Genomic DNA, 3038 nt, shown 5'->3' with positions numbered 1-3038 from the left:
CGTTGGGCTCATAACCCAAAGGTCATAGGTTCGAGTCCTGTCCCCGCTACCAAATAGGAAAAAGAGATTAAAATGTGTTTCACATTTTAATCTCTTTTTATTTTATATTTAATTTATAGCTCTTATTTAGAATAAGAGCTATAAATATTTAGATATTAGATTTAGTATCCATCGTATCCATTTTATTTTTAAGATATCTAAGCCTTCTATTAGCAAGTAGTATGTCATAGACATCTTTATAAATTAAAGCTTCACCTTTACTTCTTATAACTTTTAGATACTTACTAATTATCTTATCAATATTTTTATCATTAATATCTTCGATATTTTTAATTTTATCAATATCAATTTTCATATAATTAAGATTTGATATTCTCTCATGTTTGTTATCTAAAAGAGATGTATCATAAAAGGATATTCTATTAATTATTTTATGTATTGTATCCATTATAATTTGCCCATCAGATACAAATTCATTTAAAATTTTAATATCATAAGCAGAATTTTTAACAAGGATTTTAGCTTCTATATTATTAGCTTTAAGAATTAAATTACTTATATCTTGCATTTTTTCTTCATCATCATAGATTTGAAGAAGTGATTTGATAGCTTTATTACAAGTTTCATAATAGACGTTTGTTAAATCATATATTTCAGTTTCAAGTTTATAAGGAAGAACAAGTCTACTACCAATAAGTACAATAATTACTCCAAGCATTACAAAATAAAATCTATCCCAAGTCATAATAAGCATATGCTTTTCAGAAATGGAGACGATAGTTAGGGACATTATTGTTGCTGCAAAAATTCTCTTTGAATAATCTACAAAGGCTATAACAAAATATATAGCGATAAAGATTATAACAAGTCTTGCATAAAATCCTGTGAAAATAATATTTAAGATTGTAAAAATAATAGCACCAATAATAGTACCACGAAGTCTTCCAAATGCTTTTTGTTTTGTTACATCATAGTAAGGTTGTGATATAGAAACAATTGTGTAAAGCATCCATTTACCTAGTTCTATATGTATTAATTGAATAAAGAAATATGTAATTGAAAGTAAAAGAGCAGTTCTAAAAGAAAAAGTAAATCTTGAAGAACCACGCCTAAAATCTCTAAATAAATTTCTTTCAAGAGTTATATAATCTCGAAGTTTACTTCTTCTAGAAATTTTTATAGTTCCTTTTTGAATGTCATAAAGATTAATAACAATAGTAAGAATTATATTAAGACTCTCTTTAATCTCATAAATATCATCAGATAAGTTAGTTGATTTAGAATATTTATGATTGAAATAACTAAAATCTTCAATTAACATATATCGTTTATAATTTCCTTTAGAAAATTTAGAAACATTAGTAATTAAAGTTTCAGCTTCTTTTAAATCAAAGTCATTTCCATGAGAAAATCTTTCAACTTTAAATTTTAAGGCACGAATTGCAGCTATTAAATTAAGCTGAATACTTTCTTCTTTATTAAGATAAAATACATTTTGTTTATTTTCTAAGATATCTTTATTCCAAGATAAATTATGTTTTTCAAGTTTAAGTTTTGCAGATGCAAAATCTTCATTAGTAAGTTTACTTTCAAGCAGTGAGTTCATAAGTGAAAGTGATTTGTTCATATTACTAAATGCGAGGTTAATACCCTCAAATTTAAATAGTATAATTTGAAAAATTACTGATGAAATTGCAACTATTATAAGTCCTATAAGTCTAAGATTCATTTCACGACCAGTAGTAGGACTTGTTAGAAAGAATGTGTAGCCAAGTAAAAATGGCACATAAATAGTTGTTTTAAGTGAGTATACAAGCATATATAATATTAAAAATATTGATATAAAGTTTATAAAGAAACCTGTATACATATTTAAATTAACTATGGAGGGGAGTATACCTATTGCTAGTGTATATAGTGTTACATTAAGAATAGATTTAAATGGCTTAATAGAAAAATCTTTATTGCTGATTGCTTTAAGTAGGAATATACCAAAACCACCAACCATAAGATTACTTTTTCCAAGACAATAAATCGACATTAATACAAATAAACAACCAACAAAAAATATACTTAAATTTTTAATAGAAAAATATTTCTTCATATTATAAGCACCTCAAAATTATCATTTGTTTACTGAAAGTATAGCGAAGAAATATTATAAAGTCTATAATTAAGATAAAGGGAAGAAAACTGCTATTTAAAAAGAGTTGATTTTGTTATAATAAAGTATCGTATTAAAATCTATAATAATTTTAGTGTAATTTATTTTATAGTGTAATTTAGATTTTAAGCTATTAATATATATGTTAATAGTAGCGTTTAGAAAAGGTGGTATTTATGATTTATGTAATAAGTGATATACATAATAAATATGACGCATTTATGAAACTACTCGAAAAGGTAGAATTTTCAGCAGATGACATATTGATTATAAATGGCGATGCAATAGATAGAAGTGGACATGCAGCTAGGATTATAAAATTTATTCTAGAGCATAAGGAGCAAATAAGATTTGTTTTAGGAAATCATGAAAAGCTATTTGTTGATGCATATGAAACAGGAGAACTTTTTACGCCTATGGTTAAGCAGACGAAAAAAGGTTTCTTTGGAAGAACATCAGAAGTTAAAAGGCATGAAAATGAAAAGGTTGACCAATGGTTTTATGTTGGGGGAATGCAAACTTTTGACTCAATGATAAGATATAGATTAAATACAGGACAGGATATTTTAAATGATTTTTATAATTATTTAAAAGAACAACCCAATCATTTAGTTATAGATGAAAATTTATTTGTGCATGCAGGTCCAAGTATATATAATATGCCAAGCACAAAGGAGCAACTTGTCACATGGGTAAAAGCTCAAAGTACAAATGATCTTGTTTGGGATAGAGAATTTTATGAGAGAGCAATACTGAAAGGACAGGTTAAAGATATTCCTATGAATATTTTTATAGGGCATACATCAGTTGTAAAAAGTAAAAGTCATAGAATTTATGGAATTAAAAAAGCATATAGAAGAGATTATAAAAATGG

General features: G+C 25.7%; 2 protein-coding genes. One reads left to right on the top strand and one right to left on the bottom strand.

Going from position 1 to position 3038, the window contains the following annotated elements; genetic code table 11:
* Positions 1-148: 148 nt before the first annotated feature.
* A complete protein-coding gene (locus Q0V15_RS12655) occupies positions 149-2104 on the bottom strand; it encodes an FUSC family protein (protein WP_297439502.1) in 1956 nt (651 codons plus the stop codon).
* A gap of 236 nt (positions 2105-2340) precedes the next feature.
* On the opposite strand from Q0V15_RS12655, the gene Q0V15_RS12650 reads away from it, so the two are divergent.
* Positions 2341-3038: metallophosphoesterase (locus Q0V15_RS12650; protein ID WP_297439501.1), on the top strand; the 698-nt coding region annotated here is incomplete at its 3' end.

Source organism: uncultured Clostridium sp. (assembly GCF_947036855.1).
Taxonomy (GTDB): domain Bacteria; phylum Bacillota; class Clostridia; order Clostridiales; family Clostridiaceae; genus Sarcina.
The sequence above is the reverse complement of the archived record's forward strand: the minus strand, read 5'-3'. Positions and strand labels throughout refer to the sequence as shown.